Origin of the sequence: Pseudomonas sp. YL2, from assembly GCF_023063025.1 — a bacterium.
In the GTDB taxonomy this organism is placed as follows: Bacteria; Pseudomonadota; Gammaproteobacteria; order Pseudomonadales; family Pseudomonadaceae; genus Aquipseudomonas; species Aquipseudomonas putida_A.
This window is the reverse complement of the sequence record NZ_JAJSLU010000002.1, coordinates 1-19,013: the sequence shown is the minus strand read 5'-3', so window position 1 is coordinate 19,013 and position 19,013 is coordinate 1. Positions and strand designations below refer to the sequence as shown.

General features: G+C 52.2%; 13 protein-coding genes, 2 tRNA genes and 2 pseudogenes. 6 read left to right on the top strand and 11 right to left on the bottom strand.

The window, feature by feature from the left end; all coding sequences use genetic code 11:
* The first annotated feature begins 75 nt into the window (after window positions 1-75).
* Window positions 76-1,398, top strand: coding sequence for an MFS transporter (locus tag LVD08_RS03095; protein WP_247267376.1), 1,323 nt, complete (start codon window positions 76-78; stop codon window positions 1,396-1,398).
* A 44-nt stretch (window positions 1,399-1,442) separates the two neighbouring features.
* Entirely contained in the window at window positions 1,443-2,402 is a 960-nt protein-coding gene (locus LVD08_RS03090; RefSeq protein ID WP_247267375.1) for an amidohydrolase family protein, read from the top strand.
* Here the strand turns inward: LVD08_RS03090 and LVD08_RS03085 are convergent.
* Window positions 2,385-3,116 (bottom strand): IclR family transcriptional regulator, encoded by a 732-nt coding sequence (locus LVD08_RS03085; protein WP_247267645.1) that lies wholly within the window; start codon window positions 3,114-3,116, stop codon window positions 2,385-2,387. The genes LVD08_RS03090 and LVD08_RS03085 overlap by 18 nt on opposite strands.
* A gap of 1,338 nt (window positions 3,117-4,454) precedes the next feature.
* Here LVD08_RS03085 and LVD08_RS03080 point away from each other — a divergent pair.
* Window positions 4,455-4,736 carry a hypothetical protein gene (locus LVD08_RS03080; RefSeq protein WP_247267374.1) on the top strand — a complete coding sequence of 94 codons (282 nt, stop codon included), beginning with the start codon at window positions 4,455-4,457 and terminating at the stop codon, window positions 4,734-4,736.
* A gap of 179 nt (window positions 4,737-4,915) precedes the next feature.
* On the opposite strand, the gene LVD08_RS03075 is transcribed toward LVD08_RS03080, so the two are convergent.
* The 5 genes from LVD08_RS03075 to LVD08_RS03055 all read right to left on the bottom strand — a co-directional run bounded on the left by LVD08_RS03075 (window position 4,916) and on the right by LVD08_RS03055 (window position 13,454).
* The gene (locus LVD08_RS03075) at window positions 4,916-5,878 is read right to left on the bottom strand and encodes an HNH endonuclease (RefSeq protein ID WP_247267373.1); all 963 of its coding nucleotides are present in this window, start codon (window positions 5,876-5,878) and stop codon (window positions 4,916-4,918) included.
* A 2-nt stretch (window positions 5,879-5,880) separates the two neighbouring features.
* A complete protein-coding gene (locus LVD08_RS03070) occupies window positions 5,881-8,196 on the bottom strand; it encodes an AAA family ATPase (RefSeq protein ID WP_247267372.1) in 2,316 nt (771 codons plus the stop codon).
* Window positions 8,183-12,010 carry a hypothetical protein gene (locus LVD08_RS03065; protein WP_247267371.1) on the bottom strand — a complete coding sequence of 1,276 codons (3,828 nt, stop codon included), beginning with the start codon at window positions 12,008-12,010 and terminating at the stop codon, window positions 8,183-8,185. The genes LVD08_RS03070 and LVD08_RS03065 overlap by 14 nt, the downstream gene beginning before the upstream one ends.
* Before the next feature lie 192 nt (window positions 12,011-12,202).
* Window positions 12,203-12,724 (bottom strand): hypothetical protein, encoded by a 522-nt coding sequence (locus LVD08_RS03060; protein WP_247267370.1) that lies wholly within the window; start codon window positions 12,722-12,724, stop codon window positions 12,203-12,205.
* A gap of 127 nt (window positions 12,725-12,851) precedes the next feature.
* Complete coding sequence (locus LVD08_RS03055) at window positions 12,852-13,454, bottom strand: terminase small subunit (RefSeq protein WP_247267369.1); 603 nt, start codon at window positions 13,452-13,454, stop codon at window positions 12,852-12,854.
* Window positions 13,455-13,674: 220 nt separating this feature from the next.
* Here LVD08_RS03055 and LVD08_RS03050 point away from each other — a divergent pair, with 220 nt between their 5' ends.
* Both LVD08_RS03050 and LVD08_RS03045 read left to right on the top strand, forming a co-directional pair.
* The gene (locus LVD08_RS03050; protein WP_247267368.1) at window positions 13,675-13,875 is read left to right on the top strand and encodes a KTSC domain-containing protein; all 201 of its coding nucleotides are present in this window, start codon (window positions 13,675-13,677) and stop codon (window positions 13,873-13,875) included.
* Between the two features lie 83 nt (window positions 13,876-13,958).
* Complete coding sequence (locus tag LVD08_RS03045; RefSeq protein ID WP_247267367.1) at window positions 13,959-14,801, top strand: DUF4062 domain-containing protein; 843 nt, start codon at window positions 13,959-13,961, stop codon at window positions 14,799-14,801.
* Between the two features lie 131 nt (window positions 14,802-14,932).
* Here LVD08_RS03045 and LVD08_RS03040 read toward each other — a convergent pair whose 3' ends face one another.
* Entirely contained in the window at window positions 14,933-15,265 is a 333-nt protein-coding gene (locus LVD08_RS03040; RefSeq protein WP_008080174.1) for a phage holin family protein, read from the bottom strand.
* 377 nt (window positions 15,266-15,642) lie between these two features.
* Here LVD08_RS03040 and LVD08_RS03035 point away from each other — a divergent pair.
* Window positions 15,643-16,131 (top strand): annotated as a pseudogene (locus LVD08_RS03035) (tyrosine-type recombinase/integrase); the annotation flags it as partial.
* A 93-nt stretch (window positions 16,132-16,224) separates the two neighbouring features.
* Here the strand turns inward: LVD08_RS03035 and LVD08_RS03030 are convergent.
* The 4 genes and pseudogenes from LVD08_RS03030 to LVD08_RS03015 form a co-directional block, all read right to left on the bottom strand.
* A tRNA-Leu gene (locus tag LVD08_RS03030) sits at window positions 16,225-16,311 on the bottom strand.
* 428 nt (window positions 16,312-16,739) lie between these two features.
* Window positions 16,740-16,897 (bottom strand): annotated as a pseudogene (locus tag LVD08_RS03025) (transposase); the annotation flags it as partial.
* A 136-nt stretch (window positions 16,898-17,033) separates the two neighbouring features.
* A complete protein-coding gene (locus LVD08_RS03020; protein WP_247267366.1) occupies window positions 17,034-18,515 on the bottom strand; it encodes a carbohydrate binding domain-containing protein in 1,482 nt (493 codons plus the stop codon).
* 308 nt (window positions 18,516-18,823) lie between these two features.
* Window positions 18,824-18,897: transfer RNA gene (locus LVD08_RS03015), tRNA-Cys, on the bottom strand.
* Between the last annotated feature and the right edge of the window lie 116 nt (window positions 18,898-19,013).

Here is a 19,013-nt window from a genome sequence, read left to right as displayed (position 1 = left end):
TTGCGTGCTCCTTTGCAGCAAGAAGGGGCCCATCCGTAACGCGACACTCCACAAAAAAAACAAATGGAGAGCCTTATGACTTCCACCGCTTCCACCGTGAGCGAACTCGAACGCAAAACGATGCATCGGGTTGCCTGGCGTTTGCTGCCCTTTTTGATCATCTGCTATCTGATCGCGATCATTGACCGCGGCAACATTGGCATGGCGTCGCTGCAGATGAACGAAGACCTAGGCCTGACTGCAAAAGTGTTCGGTTTTGCCAGCAGCCTGTTTTTCTTTGCCTACTTTCTTGTGGAAGTACCCAGCAATCTGGCCATGCAAAAATTTGGTGCCCGGATCTGGATCGCGAGAATCATGATTACCTGGGGCATCATTTCGGCGGGCACCGCTTTCGTCACAGGGGCCAACTCTCTCTACGTCATGCGTTTTCTGCTGGGTGCGGCGGAGGCCGGTTTTTTCCCGGGCGTGCTTTTGTACCTCACCTACTGGTTGCCGTCGGCTTATCGCGCCCGCATGGTCGCACTCTTCATGGTGGCCATTCCTGCGGCCAACTTCATCGGTTCTCCGCTTTCCGGGCTTCTGCTCAGCCTTGATGGGTGGATGGGCATGCGCGGCTGGCACTGGCTGTTCATCATTGAAGGGATCCCGGCCGTGATGTTGGGCATTGCTTGCCTGTTCGTACTCACTGATCGTCCCGAGCATGCCAAATGGCTGACCGATGAACAGCGCAACTGGCTGACCCGCTGCTTGGCTGAGGAGTCGGCAAAGAAAACCGCCATCGGCCATATCTCGTTGTGGAAGCTGTTGCGCCACAAGGATATCTGGGTGCTGGCACTCATCTACTCCGGAGCCTCTGCAGCCGGCAGCACCATGAGTGTGTGGGCGCCTCAGCTGCTCAAAACCTTCGGTCTCAACTCTATGGAGATCGGCCTGGTCAACGCTATCCCGTACGGCGTTGCGTCGGTGCTGATGATTCTTTGGGGGCGCAGCTCTGATCGCACAGGCGAGCGTCGTTGGCACACGGCAATGACTTTGTTGCTGATTGCGGCAGGCCTGCTCATGACCCTGTTCGCTTCATCTTTGCCAGCCACGATCGTCATGCTGACCATGGTTTTGGTGGGAGCCTATTCGATGAAGGGGCCGTTCTGGGCACTGGTGTCTGGCTGGTTGTCGTCGTCTACAGCAGCTGCAGGGCTGGCAGCTGTTGGCGCCATGGCCAACCTGATCGGTGGCGGACTAATGGTGAACGCCTACGGCGCGATCCATGATGCAACGGGCAGCTATGCATTGGCGCTGATGCCTCTTGCAGCGCTGTGCACACTAGCCGGCTTCATGGTTCTGGTGATCGGTCGCAAACGTCAGCGTGAACAGGGTGATCTGGCAGTCAGCGTCAAATAAAGACGTCTGACCTGAAAACCATGCCCATTTCCCCCTGGTGGAACATGGGCATTGTTCTATTCGAACAACAGCAAAGAGAAATCATGATGGCTCTGTCTCGACGCAGTTTCATGCAAGCGGGAGGGACACTGGCTGCCCTCGCCTCCTTGAAAGCCTTCGCCAAAGTGGCCTACAGCCAAGGTGACTCAGTCGCAAGGCTGATACCTCCGGCCGGCAGTGTGGATTGTCATATGCATATATACGATCACCACTGCCCTCCCGCCCCAACTGCCACCTTGTTTCCGCCCGATGCATCGCTGGAAGACTACCGACAACTGCAAAAACGCATTGGCATGTCACGAATGGTGATCGTCACGCCATCCACTTATGGCACGGATAATCGTATCCTGCTGGATGGGCTATTGCGCAGTCGTGGTGATGCGCGAGGGGTCGCCGTTGTCGATGGTTCAATAAGCGATCAAGAACTGGCCGAACTGCATGATGCAGGGGTACGCGGCATTCGCTTCAATATGAGTGTGGGCAACACAGCATTGGATGACCTTGAACGGCTGGCCGCCCGAGTCGACGCGCTGGGTTGGAATGTGCAAGTTGCACCCGGGCCTTTCCTGGTGGAGATAGAGCAGCGCCTGGCAAAAGTGCCGTCACGGGTGGTGATTGATCATATGGGGCATGTGCCGCAACCGGAAGGGTTGAAATCAGAGGCCTTCGCGTCGTTGTCCCGCCTCATGGATAACGGCAAAACCTGGGTCAAACTATCAGCGCCTTACCTGCGGTCAAAGGTAGGCGAGCCTACCTACGATGATGCGGGCCAGGTTGGAAGCGCGCTGATCAGCAGGACTGCCGAACGAGTCCTGTGGGGAAGCGACTGGCCGCATCCCACGCTGGCAGCCGATCGAAAACCGGACGACGCTGCCCTGCTGGATTTGCTTGCGGTCTGGGCTCCGGAGGAGAACAAACGCATTTTGATCCTTCGCGACAACCCTGTATCACTTTACGGTTTCTAATGGGTTGCTGGCGGGCGTTTCGTCCGCTGGCTTGAAGCCAAGGCTGCGCATCAGATCACGCGCAGTATCGAAAAAGGTCGCCCTTATGCTGTCGGCTGCCTCTTCAGTCAATCGACTCGCAGGCCCGGAAACAACCAGCGCGCCCATCAACTCTTTTTGAGCACCATAAATTGGCAGTGCTATGGAAGCGGCATGGGGATCCGTTGCACCGCGAGAGTAGTACGGTTTTTCCAGCGCGATACCCACTTGGAACGGTGCTCGCAACGCTTGAGCTCCTGCTGCTTCGTCCATCGGACGCATATCACCTGGTTGAAGGTTAAGTCGCAGCCGATGTGGAGAGTTCACCCGGTACTGACACATCCGATAGGCACCGTGTCGAACGTAAAATGATGCGGTTTCACCGGACTGTTCAGAAAGATACTGGAGACGCGGCATCACATGACGCTCAAGGTCAAGCGCGTCTTGGTAAACAGCATTAAGCCTCATGACTTCGCTGGCCAACTGGTAACGGCCATCAGCCATTCGGTTGATCAACCCATGATTTTCCAGCGAGACCATCAAGCGCATGACTGTGCTCTTGATGAGCCCGGTACGTTCAACCAGTTGCACCAGGCTCAATGCTGTATCACCAACTTGGAAAGCCGTGAGCACGGTCAAGACCCGGTCAGCCGAAGCCACACCATTTACCGCTGGACGCGGCCGCGCATTTGCCATCAGAAAAAACCTCATTTGTCGGGGCCGTTATATAAATCATTATCAGGCCGGAAATTTGATTATCTGGCAAGGACGTCGTCCTCGCCATCGTTGTCGTGATCAATTCACTCAAGGCAGCTTGAAGAACCACCACGATGCTCGAAGAGATTGGAGAGCCGGCGGCGAATAGACGCCTGTTTATCGATAATCGATTTCGTTGATAAACAGGCCGCATTGTGCTCAGGGTAAGGACGACAGTTCTGCGATAACCAGGGCTGCGCTTGATCATGAATATGGCCCACCCTCCAACTGGGGACAGACCCCAAGTTATTTTCTGGCTAATTGTTGCCGCTCATTACCGCTATCGGCCAAAAGCAGTCATTGCGACGATGCCGTACGATACACGCCTGCCGTTAGATCATTAGGGCTTACCCATGCAATTTCATGGTTTCGAATTCGGGCATATTGAGGTTGAGATTCAAAACCGTGCGTATGACCTTCATAACTTCTACCACGCCAGCACCATAATTACGACATCGTGGATAGGTCGGCTGTACTCATCTTTACTCGACGGACTGAAGCCTGGGTGCCGACCGAAGAAGCACACAAGATTACTATCAGCTTCCATGAGGTCGATTACTTTTCATCAAGTGGGCGGGATGATTACCCAATCGATGGCGACGATAGTGTTATTCATTCGATCGGAGCCGTGGAGTCCAACGCAGAGACACAGGCCTTTTACCTGACAGATCACATCCAACCAGATCATCATCTTGTCATGTGCTTCGAGTCTGGTCTTACATTACGAATACAGGCCGCTGAAGCACGATGCAAAATCGATTTTTAAACGGCAAAAATTTTGGTGTTCGACGTCTGCTTTGGGTCGGTTGCCGTCCTTCACGATGGGACGCAATCAGCCGGAACTCGCTTCAATTGCTTCAGCCTTCGATGTCCGGATTTACATCCAAACGCCAAAGATTTTGTGATGCGTATCACATAATGGCATTTTGAATGCACGGCCCGAATACACAATGCGAAGTTTTTTTCATTAATAATCAATGCATTATAAACATGTATAAATATACATGCTTATAATGCATTGATTATTAACAGGTTTTTTATAGAGATTCGCCAGTATACATTGTGCAATATCTCTCCTAGGCTCATCTGCACTGACGAACTGGAGACGTTTCATGGCTACCGCAAAGAAAGATCAAGTGTACTGGGCTGAATGCCTTGATCCCAAAAAGCCTGTCTGTGGCAACAAATGGAAGAGCCGCGCAGGCTTTGGCACACCCAATTATTGCCCTAAGTGCCGATCCACCCGAATCGCTGTGCGTCCTCTGTAGGGATACCATCATGAGTACCAAGTCGAAGGGCATCTGTCCTTTCTGCGCTGAGATGGTCACACCTCCTGTCATCGAGGAGAACTCTGTAAGGCGTGACAAATGTGCATGTCCAGTGTGCCGCGAAGACATCTACGTCTGCCGCAGCCCAGGCTGCAACAACTACGCTAAAGGCGGCGAATACTACGACGATGAACTTTGCCCGCAGTGCACCAGCGGCGTCGCTGAGATCGGCAAGGGGACAGTAGCGCTGGCTGTGTTTGGTGCTCTGGTTGCGAAGGTCATTAAGCCCTAGGCTCTGTTCCACGGATAATGCCTGCGAAAGGTGGAACTAGCAGTGCCAGTCCCCTTTTCTGCTATTAGAATCCGTTCTCTGAAAATAAATTCGTCCCCTTTTCCGGTTGGTCAGCACGGATGCAATTGATTGGTCAGCGGCAATGCAAATGTGTGGTCAAGTCTTTGCAATTGCGCTTTTTAAGGAGTGGCAGAGGGGGTAGACAAAATTCGCACTTTAAATTGCTCAAGCCAGGCCTTAGCCATCGAAGAATAGGGAGCTTCATCAGCTGAAAAGTCTTTTATCTCAGCCAGAGTACGATCTCGCAGAAGCCGTAACCTCGATGCGACTCCCTCAGCAGGTGTTCCAACCAATGCTGCTATAGCGGCTGGCGTTTCTAAGTCTGCAATCGAACCAGAAATATCGATTACAAGATCACCAAGAAACTCGAGGCATCTCAATATTCGAGTTCGATCCTGCACGAGTGTTAATCGATTTAGACCATAGATTTGGATTGAGACGGCGCCGCGTTTCTGTTGATCCTCATCACCTGTTGGCAGGATCAACCCATTCGCGCTCACCGGATCAAAACTGTACCTCAGGCTTGCGGCGGGATCATCTAGACAAGGATTAAGTAGCAAAGGGTGTTCGGCAATAAAATCCGTATTTTCAGCAATCGCCCGTACGCCAGAATCTGCAAGCGGAAAGCTATCTTTCTTGCCAGCTTGGCCGATTGCCGGTTTGGCGGTGGCAGCAAGTACCGCCAAACTGGTAGAAGGTGCGACCAATACTTGCCCACGCTGACGATTACAATCGATGCAGCTAGGTAGCAAATTTTCCCATTGCATAGCGATCCACCAATAGCCGCCATGCCCGGGGCTTTCGGATACTGAGTTTTTAGGACGGTAGTGTTCGACATCCACGGGGGCTGAGGCGGCATACACTGTTTCGCAATACGCGCATTTGCCGTGGAACAGTTTTTCCAATGCAATATGAACGTCGTCGCCCTTATAAGCTTTGTACTCGAAGCTCTTCTTTTTTGTGCCATCTGCTGGAGGGGGAGCGTTGCGGTGATCCCTAGCCTTTGCCAGCTCGGCCAGACCTTTACCACCAGGAAGAAGCGATTTTGGAGTATCCACGCCGGAGCGATCAACACGGCGCATGATTACACTGCCTCCAATGCTTTCAGAATCTCGTCTCTTGCTTCATCACGCAACCGCTGCAGTGTTCGACTGCTCGCGTCCCGTCGCTGCGCAAGATATTGAGCAACTGCTGACTGCACGATGCGATGTACTTCACTTGAACCTACAGGTAGCGCGCTAGATATATCCTGCTCAAAGGCTGTGAGGATCCGACTGTCTTCGGCGGACATTGCTTCTCCTCGCATACGCGCTGTGATGAGATCGGCGATTTGAGCCAGACGGCGATCAGCTTTCGCATCATCGGTGGAAAGAAGCTGAAAGAAGTCAGATGTTAGTAATTGCTCAATACGAAGGTCCGTCACTGACGGCAGTCCTTCCATGCGCTCGACCACTATAGGCATCTGACTCTGGCGCTGGCTGTCGGAAGTTGCGATACGCTGGAGAACCACAACCTCGTTATCCCCCATTCCTCGTAGGCAAAGCGGGTCATGTGTTGTGACGATGAATGTCATGCCAGGCAACGCGGCACGTAGGCTCGACATCACCTGCACCTTCCAGCGTGGATGGAGATGGGCCTCGATTTCATCTATCAGTACGATACCTTGCGCCGTCTGGAAACTCTCAAACCCTTCATAAACAAGGGGATCCAGTAGACCTCGCAAGATGTCGCACACCATTGCGAGCATCGATCGATATCCTGATGAGACCGCATGAAGCGGAGTCCGATTATAGTAGAGCTCTCCATCCGGTTCTTTCAGCGAGGTCACCATGCGAAGTTGGCGTGTGCGAGGCTCGCGTTGTATGACTTCAAAATCTCCTTCGATTGAAAGCAGATCACGCAGTGTACGAATCACCATGTTGAACTGGTCTAGCTTCAGGGATTTAAGCCAAGGTTCTGGATTGGATAGAGTGCTGCTGTCGAAGAGATTGCGGATGTGTGTATGAGGAGAAGTCCGATGTGTACCCGTCATGAAACGTCGAAATGCTCCATAGGCGAATACAGGCACGTGATGCTTACCGAGATCGCTGTGCACAACCGGTAGCCCCTGATCGATTGTCAGTATGACCTCCTGATTGTTGCTCAGCTTCACGCGCACTTCGGCTCCCCGTGGTGTGTAGGTCCTCTCTAGTCCCAGCTGAGAGGGATCGAGCACCATGCGACGCCAAGGTACATTTAATGCGCTACGAGCAGCAGGATCTGTCAGGGCTAACGCAATCGCTTCGAGAATTGAACTTTTGCCGGTCGCATTCTCACCGAGAATTATCAGTGATGGCGCTTGCCTGCTCGACAGATCTCCAGGTCTTACAGCCGGTGCGCTGAAAGTTAGTCTCAGGTCTTCAATTGCTTTGAAATTACTGATTTCAACCGAAGTGACTGATTCGCGTGTGGGATAAACCCTTCCACCTTTTCTGCGAAACTTTTGTAGCTCTCGATCCTCGCGACTAATAGTAATGAGAGCCGACTCGACACGATCCAGAGCGCCAGGAGTTTCGGCCAGTCTCGTAAAAAACGAAAGGATGTGATCGTGCGAAGTCCTCCATTTAACTCCAATCGCAGCGCTAATCCATCGGGCTATACGGCGCAGTAGAAGATACCAAGTACCACCGAACTCCATTCCCGAAAAGTCAAAGAGTGCTTGCCATTCGGAATCATTTCCGTACCTCCCATAACTCCTAAAGAGCGGGAGAAAGCGGTCAATATGCGATTGGTAGGTGTGGTAACGCTGATCACGACGGTCAGATCGATTGAGATTGAATACACGCACGGTTGCCTCGCCTTTTGGCGAGCTTCCTATCAACTCGCCATCAAGTTTAGGAATGAGGTGCTTTTCAAATTCGCGATCGCGAGTGGGATCGAGCAAAAGGATGTTTTCCTTCGGCGGGTAATTTGGCCATACACCGTCATTTCGTTCGATATAGTCGAAGATTTCACGATCGGAAGGCAGCGGGGCGCGGCGGCCAGTCATTGGAAACTGGGGTTCGAGCGGGATGCAACCGGTACAAATAGGAAGTAAATTCTGCCAAGCATCGGCAAGCCACAGGTAGTAAAGGTGTGCGTTTTTCGACTCTACGAAGGGCAAGGCATTCCCAACTGGCCGGAAGCGATGAACCGACAGTTCGTCTTCCGCTTCACAGAAAGCGCATCGGTTCTGGCTGAGTTTAGAAACAGCGGCAACCAATTGCTCATCTGTCGCACTGATGCCTATAGCCGGCACACTAGTTTGTGCTCGGCGATTCGGGTTGAGGGCCAAGAAATCCCGCATCACCCTTCGCGAATAATCCGCCGATTTGGACTGAAGAATATCGGGCGGAGTTCCGCGTTCCTTAAGCTTTTGCATTGTCGTCTCCAGGTGCCGAAACCTTATTGTCGGGGCGACCGGCTAGACGATACGCAAGTTGGGATACCTGGGACGTACTCCACGCCGACAAATCACCATCCTGTTCTGCTCGCTGGTAAGCGCGAACGCGCATGTAGTCGCGATAGCGAGGCTCGGGATGCTCGTCCGCTAGTTCTAGGATTGCGCGATAGGCGAGCTCGTTGGGAATTTCGGCTAGCAGTGAGAACAGACGCTCTCGTGCATCCTGCGCATCGTCGCGTAACGTTGGCGAATAGACTCCCTTACCGGCCCGCTCGATGTCGTCGGAAGCCTTGACCGAACCATGGATTAGTAGGTATATCCGTTTGAGGTAACTCGGAGTTTTGAATTTGTCGAAAGATGAAGTCACATCTCGACGGCTACCGAGTAAGGCAACACTAAAGGCACTACCGAATTCTGTGCGTTCTTCAAGAGTGCCGGTATTGAACTTGGCTATGAGGGCTGGCAGCGAGAGAGCAGGATCGGCATCAGTTCTCATTGCATGCCAAATCGCAATCTGTTCTGGCGGGGTGCTGGTGTCCGCTATTTTTTGCCCAGCGAGCGTCGCCACTTCGTGAGCTGTCACACCACCCCCCATCATTATTATCCGGCAATAGCGCAGGCAGTCTTGATTTACCACGTGATTTTTCAAAAGCCAATCGTAGAGTTTCGGCCCTAAATCGGCGTGGAGCCAAATGGCGTAATAGACGAGATCGTGCAGAACATAATGCAGTGATTGTTCTACTGGGCTTTCCTTGAGCTCCCACTCAACCTCCTTCCAGAGGAAGTCCAATGATAGCTTTGTCCACGATCGATAAAAGACTTCGAACCATCGTGGAAAACCATTCAGCTCCCATAAGACATAACGAAGCGCGTGCCGAGCCTGGGCTTTTTCGAATGTCTCAATTATCGCGCTGTCTTCTTCGATTTCGATATTGAGTCCCGACAAGCCAAAGACAATCGCATAGGGAATAGAGGCGGCATTTGCACCTTCCGAGCGAGTCTTGGGTTTGTATGCACGCCACAAAGCCTTTGATGCATCGCGATAGGCCTCGGCGACTGCAACTCCGAATTCGGGGATCAGAACTTTCCAACTCTTTGCATCAGCACGCTGATTGAGATGGTTGCCATCTTCAATGCTTTGAAGCAAGTGAAACTGGGCTGTACTTAATTCAGAGGGTTTTAAGCCTGGGGGATGTCGGATGATATTAGGATCGGAGCGCAATCGGTTCACAAATTTTGCGCGAGCCAAAGCATTTTCTTCATCACGACGTACTCTACTTTCACGGAAGGTGTGCTGTTGCTCCTCATAGCGCTGCGTATCGGGCGTTACTGGCGGATTTAGTCTGGATTCTAGGGCTGCTTCCAAATCAAGGTTGCCAGCGACTATACGACGTAGGTCGTCAAGCCAAGCCGAAGGTTGCCCCATACCTTTGTAAGTGCGCACAGATCGAGATAAAGCCACAAGTTGGTCATCGTGAAGCGGTCGTTCCCTTATCCAATTAAGCGTTCGCTCGAAGCTGGTTTCATCAAACGTCCAGAAATGCTCCGGCCAAGTCACTGGCCAATCGTCCTCGAGTATCTTCCCCTTTGACTCCTGTTGCTTACGACATTCTGCTACCGTCCACCAGAAGAGAGCATCATTGAGCTCCTGCCACTGCGATAGATGAGTATCAATAATTGACCTGTGCTCTTGATGGTCCTCACCGTGCCATAGTCGTATCGTCGGTGCTGCTGCAAGGATTGTGAGTGAGACTGGAGATAACGCCGACGTATGACGCGCAATGATCAAGCGCCCGATACAGTGCAGTGCGCAGTCCATTAGCCATACATACATTTTTGAAATTGGACATTCACCAGGCTGGATATGGGGCTCACGCTCAAGGTAACCGAGTAAGCCTTCTGCAAGCTCAAGCAGCAATGGATTAGTCGCCTGACTTGAGGCGATAGGCAGGCGCTGAACAAATTCGTTCATAGCGTGGGGCATTCCAGTCGCTTCGTATTTCTGAGGCAGTTCTAGCTTGTCGAGTGACTCTAGCAATAGCGTAATTGTTTCTGCCGTTGCAGGAGCATAAGCGATGATCTCCGTCATTAACCGACCCGGAATTGGCTCCGACAGGGTAATGAGTGACCGCCATAGAGTGTGAAGTTGGTTCGAATTACCAACGCATGCTACCGCCCGTACGGAAGCCATTCGTGCATATAGTCCACGCTCTGGATCTACGGCGATTCGAGTCAAAGTGTCTAGGCAGGTACGCATTTCACCCTGCCAGACTAGGCGCCCTAAAATAAAAATTGCGTCTTCGTTATGAGCGTACGCTTCAATCAACTCAAGTACGTAGGCTGCCAGATCAGGCTGAGCAATTCTGGCTATTGCAGCGTTGTCTACGCCACGGAATATTGAGATAGGATCAAGAACGTGCTCAATCATCTTGGACAGGATTTCGCGTCTTACAGGAAGAGGGAGATTAGCTGCGTCTCCACCTTCTACGGCCACCTGAGGATAGTTTGGAATTACGCGATCGCGAATTGCGTCATCAAACAATATCAGCCAAGGAAGAATCGGCCTTAGGCGGGGAGTCAGAATATCTTCATCGTACTGTCGACGGAAGATAAGCTGCTCAATTTCCCCACGCGCAGCTTCGAGTTCTACATTGTTCTTTATCCAACTTGCTGCAAGCAACTCACGGATTTCTCGATGACGAAAGCGCACTTCTCCGAAAATTGGATCACCGAAAATCCCGCTCGTGAGCACCGCTAATATCTCGGCGTCGGTCCAACCTGGCAGCAGTATTTTTGGGTCCATTGCCCCTGTGTTCGGTGAATCAGGGAGAAGAATATTAGAGCGCCCCGTTAAAATCGCCGCGATGGCGATTAGCTGCACCCCTGCTTCAGCACGCTCGAGTGGCAACCCCAGTGCTGATAGCGGTGCTTGCTTCAGTTGCCGCAAAATGCCTTGTTGCAAGATTTCAAGCCGGCTGGCTAACCGTTGAGTCTCACGCCAAGTTGCTATCAAGTCGCGTAGATCGAAGGGTAATTTTGCGAGTGGAAACAAGGCGCTCCGTTCAAGCGCATCCAAAAAAGCACTGCTGTCCGCAACGCCGCTGTGCTCAGCGAAAAGGCGAATGTCTTTTTGTTCGAGTGACGCAAGTTGGTATAACTGGAGTGATGGCTCGTTTTTTTGAACGCTGGCGGTTGAGTAGTTTCTCTCTACGGTGTCGCCATCAAGAAACTCAGCAGGCGAATCGTCGTCATTGATGACTTCCTGGCGTACAGGATCAAACGGGAGTACTTCTTCTATCAAGGAACGATCACGCTGCGCACGCCAAGCATAAGGCCGACTTGAAATATAGATATGCGTGCGTTGGCTCGCGGAGCGAACTCGTTTGGCAAAATTTCGAATTGCCTGCTCGAATGCGCGAGGCTCGGTCAATCGAATCTCATCAACAGAGTCTAGAAAAAACCATGCTTCGTCCGACCCTGCCAACCATTCCCCGAACAATTCCTCAGACCCGACCTCGAAGGCAGTTGCGAAGTTGTCATCTATATCTTCAATACGAAGAAAAAATGCTGGTTTACCTTGGGTGCAAAGATCCCTAGCTGCGGACTCGAGCTCGTAAGTTTTCCCCGCGCCAGCGTCCGCCAAGATGACAACGCGGTACTCGTTAAGTAGTTCACTCCAGCATTTGTGATGCCCGCGGGAAAGATGTGACCACACCTCGTCGAGTGGCAAATCGTCCTTCTGATACGCTGCGGGGACCGGTGTGAACCTGCGCTTGATCGGTACTGGTGGCATCAGTCGTCCTTGAAAGTTGAGCGGTCACAGAGAAATCTTAATCTTATTTTGCAGGGAGTCCGTATGCCTGCAAAGTGCTTTCGGATTTGGGTTTGAAGCTACCGACCCGCTCGGGATTTTGTAGACGATGAATGACCTCTATTGGCCGATTTCTGCCTGGCATGAAGGGCTGCACCCGACTCATAGCTGTGATTAAACTGAGGTAACGAAGCGGGTTTCGAGGCCTACACTTACTGGCGGTGGCGCATTAATCAAAACTACGGCATCGTCGCCCTGGTTAAGATAGATCAATGAATCACCGGTCTCGAACGTAACTCTGAATCCGGCAAGCAAAGGCTCTTGCCCGTTGAAAGAGTCAAGAATTCCCTCAACTACGCAAATTTTTGTGTTCTCGAGGTGGGTTGCTGATAGACCTGCAAGCAGATTTTCCGTTTTCCAGGAGCATGTCACGTTCGGCTCTATCTCGAAGGAAGCCGGCGTATCTGAGGGCAAGAAGTCCGCGCCTACACTTTCACCATCACTCAAGAGATACATGGATAGAAGTTCTCGCTCGCCAAAACGCCACTCTAGAGAACCTATGTCTCCCAGATCCTTTTCGTCGTTGAAATAGTACTGGTCGTGCAGCAGCGCACCCAGCCGCTTTCCCAAAAGTGAACGTGCGTTTTTCAGATTCAGGACGGCTCTTGTAGGGGATGGGGAGTGTCGGCTAGACATCGGGCACCTCTATACAGGTCGAAAGAAAAGCAAATACTACACAGGCGCCGTTACGTCCGCTTTTGGCCGAAAGCAGACGTCACTCAATCACGCTGCTAGCCGAATAAATTCTGATTTGCGGATCCCCTTAGCACTCACCCAATGTAAAGCCAAAGTCGTCGCTGGAAACCTGAGCCGCTTCGTTCAGTCGCTGCCGCAGCGCAGCAGTAAGCTGCCGCTCCACTTCCCAAGGATCCGACAAGGCGGCGAGTTGCGGCGCCAACTGCGGCGACAGACTCATCAGAGAATGATTGAGCGATCGCGCTGTTTCAAAGGCGGCTTTCTGCACAAAGCTGATTTCCACCAGTTCCCCCTGAGCCTTGCGAAACTCCATCTCAGCCATCCGCGCCAGGTAATGCTCACGATGCGCACGTGCTTTCTGAAAGTCCGGGGACTGCCCTTGCGCGGAATCAACGGGCGGCGGCGCAGCCATGTTAGTCGGTTCGGATTGGGCTGAGACTTGGCTGTACACATCACGCTGAAGCCGCCCCTGTTGGTGGCGGGCAGCGACGGCAGCCTTGCTCGGGTCGGCGGTCTCGCGGATCAGCGCTTCGGTGGCCAGTACGTCCACCTGCTTGCCGTTGGGCGACAGCACCAGTCGACCATTTTCCTTGAGCCAAGTGATGTAGCTAGGTGACCGACCAATGTGCGCCGCGAAGGCGCTCTTCGACAGGTAAGTGGCTGTGCTCATAAGCCCTCCTTTTCAGCGGCTTTTCAATGATTCCTTTCAAGATTTCAGTGGATTGAAATTTCAGTAAGCTGGCGAGCCTCCAACTAACACGATCCCGCGGGTTTCCGACCCCGTGCCCTTTGAAAGTCCTCAGGTCCCCGGCGCCTTTTCGGTGGCCTGGCCAGCAGATCCGCCTCGTTCGACTAGTCTCTGTGGACGATCAGTCAGAAGGTGAGAAGTCATGAAAATGATTGCCGTGCGTTCCAGTGCGATGACCGCCGTTGGCTACGATCCTGCAACAAGACGAATGAGGATCCGCTTTGAACAAGGCCACTCCTACGACTTCTGCGGTGTCCCATCAACCATACACAATGGCTTGATGGCAGCTGTGTCCAAAGGTGCCTACTACAACCAGCACATACGCGATCGCTTTCAGTGCTGAGACGCGCCTTGTTGGTCATGCCTTGGTGCGATCACCTTCAGCTTTAACACCCCGCCCCCCCTTTCCTACACTGAGGATGTGCAATGAGCTATGCCGCAGAAGCGTTCAACGTGATGATTGCTTCACCAGGTGATGTAGCCTCCGAGCGCGCGATTGTGCGCGACGTCATTTATGAGTGGAACGCAGTTCATTCCAATACACGGAAGATCGTTTTGCTTCCCATTGGCTGGGAGTCTCACTCCTCTCCCGAAATGGGGAACTCCCCTCAAGCCATCATCAATGAGCAAATCCTAGAGAAATGTGACCTGCTGATAGGCGTGTTTTGGACGAGGATTGGTACGCCAACCGAAGACTACGCGAGTGGTACCGTCGAAGAGCTCGAAAAACACATTCAGTCAGGCAAGCCAGCAATGTTGTATTTTTCATCTCAACCAGTGGTCTTCGACTCCGTTGAGCTTGAGCAGGCCGCAGCAGTTAAGAAGTTCAAAACCGATTGCCAAAGTCGAGGGCTCTATCAGAGCTACGACAGTCTCGCGGACTTTCGAACAAAGCTTTATCGACACCTCCAGCTTAAGGTCAACGAGCATCCAATCTTCAACAAATTGGAAAGCCATAGTTCAAGCGAAATCTCCGAATCTCAAACGCAGATCCCGAAGCTTTCTGGTGAAGCTCAAATTCTGTTGAAGGAAGCTAGCCTGGACGCTCATGGGACAATCATTCATGTCGAATACATGGAAGGTACAGACGTCCAAACAAACGGTAAGAATCTCGTCGCCGAAAAGAGAGACCGCCGAGAAGTAGCCAAATGGGAACAAGCGATTCTCGAACTCTCGAACGAAGGGCTTATCGTCGGTCAGGGCTACAAAGGCGAAATCTATCAAGTCACAAATCTTGGTTACCAGATCGCAGACATGATTGCCCTTTAGCCAATCCTTTGAAAAGACGGACATCCCTGCAAAGGTTTCAGTTAGAGAGAATCCGCGAGTTCGATACCCGTGTAGGGGGCGGCCCTCAGGGAGGACCCGTAAAAATCGGCACCCTCCCGGGCCTGCCCGGCTCATGCCTTAGGCTCGGCCTCGCTCAAGTCCAGCCGCTTGGCCACCCAGCGTTCGTACAAGCCGATGGCGACATCGGCGCCGGCCATCGCGGTCAGGCAACCCAGTGCGCCCGCTGTCCAGATCGACAGGCCTGCACCGAACAGCAACATCATCGCTGACACGCCGCAGACGATGCAGGCACCGGATCGAAGTGCAAGGCGGCGCAGTAACGCCCAACCTCGTGCCCCATCCTTGTCAGCTCGCCACATCTCGCCGGACACGCCGCCAACCAGGGATAGGGCAATCACCAACCAGATCGGCATCTCTGCCAGTGCCTGTTGCTCGTTCGTCATTGCCCTGCCCCTTAAACAAAAAGACCCGACGCAATGGCCGGGTCAGGTGGTGGGTGGCCTGCCGCGCTTTGCGGTCGCACCCATCGAAGATGGCCCCTTTTTACAGGTCGATTCTGGTGGCAGCAAGACCGTTTTAATGCCATCCGGTGAATGTGTGGCTTACGCCCGGTGAACGGCTGGCGAATGTCGGTGAATATCTCAACCCGGCTGGCTTTTGCCTCTGTTGTTTCGGTGGCGTTCCATGCGTCCCACCTCTCCAAAACAAGGTGGGACGTCTGAAAGCCCCGCAGATTGGGGCTTTGCCCCACCGTCCTACTTTTCTTTCTCTTTTCTCGTGTATAGAGAGAAATTTAAAAAGCACGCGTGCGCGTAAACGCGCGTACCTGTACCGGCATGCCGATCAGCCATTGAGAGACGCTTTGGACCTGTTCTACCTAACAGATCAGAGGATCGCAGACACATTGGATGAGCGAGACATAAAAGACGGGAAGCTCTCCGTCCAGCAAGGCAAAACTGGGGCTAAACGAAGGATCGAAATCATTGGTGAGCTCAAAGTCGTAATCGATCGAATCATGGCGCGAAAGGCCGGACAGAAAATCAGATCAACACGCCTGGTAGTAATCGACTCTGGCCAGTCGATGACGACCAGTATGCTCAGAAAAAGGTTCGATGACGCCAGGGAAGCAGCCGGGATTCCAAAAGCAGAATTTCAGATGCGCGACCTACGAGCGAAAGCGGCCACGGATAAAGAGGAGTCAACAGGGAGCATCAGAGAAGCTCGGGACCAACTTGGGCACACCACCGTAGGGATGACAGAACAGTACATCCGTATGCGAAAGGGCATGAAGATCACCCCTACGAGGTGACTAACGGTCACGAATTGCGGAAAAGATTTTTTGATTGCGGAAAAAAGAACTAAGGGCTTGCATGAGGTACGTCATGCAAGCCCTTGATATTCATGGTGCCCGAAGCCGGAATCGAACCGGCACGCCCTTACGAGCGGGGGATTTTAAGTCCCATGCGTCTACCAGTTTCGCCATTCGGGCGGTAGCGCTGTTGTAGTGCTCAAATCAGTCGACCAGAGAATCTGTCTGTTGAGCCGTTGAAGCAGAGCGGGAAATATATACATCACGTCCCGGTGAAGCAAGTTCACAGTAGCTGATTTCAAGACTAAATCTTGCAGCTCACTGAAAATAAAAAAGCTCCGTAAATCATGGATCTACGGAGCTTGTTTATAGTGGAGGCCGAGGTCGGAATCGAACCGGCGCAGGTGGATTTGCAATCCACGCTACAAAGCCAAGTAGATCAATAGGTTAGCACGCATTTTGCTACGCAAGCTACTGATTTCTGAAGCCCTCCAGGATACGTCCCATCAAAAGGGAAATATCGTTGCGGAAATCTTTTCACGCCCCACCAATCGCGAGACAGGTAAACTCCTGGCTCGGTTGATAGCTATCTACCTGGTAGCTTGCACCTCATTTTCCACCCTGTTCCTGATGACCCAACGGCGCAACCCGGACTCGACGACCCCGAGCGAACGGCAGGCTTCGATGTGGCTATAGCCCTGATCACGCACGAGGCCTGCGGCCTCGCGTTGAATTCAGCGGAAAAGGAACGACGTTGCCTGGTCATCAGACACCTCTATCTGGCGAGCATTCTCGCCTAAATGGGTGTCCGGTTTCATTAGAGCACTACACAGTACGTGCGATTTACTGGCGATCAGGGTGGGAGGCAAGAGAGAAGAGGCCACAGATCTGTGGCCCCATATTCAAATGTCTAAAGCCGGGTTTCCGGGATTGGCAATCACCAGACGTCCCACGTGGTAATCATTGCCATTGCTGTCATTTTCATGACTGATCACCTCCAGATTTGTCGGCCCCGCTCCCGCAGTGAAGTTCCCCGTTATTGTCACCCATTCATCTGTAGTTATCAGCTCTACCACGCCACTGATGTCTTTACCGTCAACGCTCAATGAGAGCTTTGGTGTACTAAACTTCCCGATCACCCGCTTCGCGCGGATCAGAAACGAATACTCTTGCCCTGGTTCCAATCCCACCAGAGTTTTCTTCAGAATAGTGCCGGCATGCGCTTTGTTCGCAGCTGTTTTAAAATAAAGACCTTTAGTTTTTTGCTTCGCGTAATCGACAAGTTGACAGTCATGCCCGACGGGCCCGGCTTCCCAGTGATTCCAGTCGCCATCAGTAAACATCGTTTTATCGACGAATTCGGATACCTGGGGCTGCCCTTCCACCCCGGAGTTACTATTCCCAGATTGCTCAGCACTGTTATTCCCAGTGTCTTTTTTCGCATCATGTTCATGACAACGACAAGCGTGTTTTTCTCCTTTGCTGCTCGGGGCGCAGGACTCAACCAGACCTTTCAGTACGTCGGCCAACGTATTAACCGCTTTGACAATCTCAGGGAGTTGCTCGCAGAGATTACTATTTCCTGAAGAGGTATTATCTGGCTTATCGACAGGATCTTTACCCTCCAACTTATCGGCCTCTTCTTTCTTCTCTTCGACACTTTCCTGATGGGGTACCTTGCTGGCGCAAATAGCGTTTTTCAGTACTTGGGAGAAATCAGCAATGCCTTTGGTGTAAATATAATGTTCACCACCGGTGCGTAATGCAAGACGCTTGTACTCCTTAACCATGGCCTCTTCATCAGCAGGTGTAGGGTAAGGCAGAGTATGGTGCGGAGTTCCCAGATAAGAGTGAACCTTGACAGTATGGGCCAGTGCGGTGTCGATGGCATCATCACAGGCTTTAATGCGCACTGCATTCAGTACCATCTCTCCGCCGTACAGGCTTTCATCTCCCAATACGAAGAGATTTCTTTCCGCTCCTTTGCGCCAGTCAAAATATTTGATGATGTCTTCGGCAGCCGGCGCTACATCCTCCTGGGCTGGATTACCGACGGCACTGGCTTTTCGGCCTTTGATTTTACCGTCGTCGACCCTAAGCGTCCCGGTAAGATAGCTACGTGCGCTCTTATCAAATTTTGAATTGCCAAAAGTACCCTCAACACCAAGAAACTCAACACGTAAATCCGAAGGACAAGCTTTACTCGCCTCCTCGATTGCCGCATTAAGCCTTGCACTGAGCGCGGATGCTTCATCCTTCATTGAGTTACTAGAGTCGATTAAAAAGACTAGGTCGACCTTTTTCGTATTATCAGTGGTGGCCACTTGCACGCTCCTTGAAAAATTAAAATTTCCTTCCTCTTCCGGGCTATCGCTCAGTTGCATCACTATGAACCCGAACGCGCAAATTAGATTAGGCCAGCGACGTAGTTGCACAACCCTTTAATTGAAATTGTTAGATAACGTCAGGCTCAAGGGCTCACTTGTAGCAGCAACGTATTTCATTCTGAAATCGTTTTTTGACAGCCACCAGGCGGCGACTCAGCAGCACCACGAAAAAAACCTAGAGCCCCAATAAAACCACGTAGCCAGCACGATAGGTTGCGGAACCCTCTCAAGAATTGCGGAACACCCCACTTTTTCGCAGGCAATAAAAAACCCCGTAGATCATTGATCTACGGGGTTTTTAAGAGTGGAGGCCGAGGTCGGAATCGAACCGGCGTAGGCGGATTTGCAATCCGCTGCATAACCATTTTGCTACTCGGCCTCAAACGATCGCTGTTTAGTAGCACAACAACAACCGTGTACAAACTTGGAGCGGGAAACGAGACTCGAACTCGCGACCCCGACCTTGGCAAGGTCGTGCTCTACCAACTGAGCTAT